This window comes from Pedobacter nototheniae (assembly GCF_004335085.1).
Taxonomy (GTDB): domain Bacteria; phylum Bacteroidota; class Bacteroidia; order Sphingobacteriales; family Sphingobacteriaceae; genus Pedobacter; species Pedobacter nototheniae.
The window spans coordinates 1-217 of record NZ_RQRS01000103.1; the positions used below are offsets into that span (position 1 = coordinate 1).

The 217-nt window shown below is 35.5% G+C and carries 1 protein-coding gene; it reads left to right on the plus strand.

The window, feature by feature from the left end; all coding sequences use genetic code 11:
* The coding region (locus EHC72_RS22905; protein WP_165585928.1) for a hypothetical protein at window positions 1–217 on the plus strand (217 nt) is incomplete at both ends.

Genomic DNA, 217 nt, shown 5'->3' on the forward strand with positions numbered 1-217 from the left:
GCAAGTGGCACGATTACTTATGTAGATCCTAAAGTAGCATCAGGCACATTAATAGATAAGAAAGACATTAGTACCGATGGTATCGTATTAGTAAATGGATTAAGTGGATTAAGCAGTTCAGTTTTAGCTAATGCGAAATTAAGCATTGCACCGAAATCCATCACTGCAAATCAGATTGCAGATAATACGATTACTTCAGATAAGATCAAAGTTGATG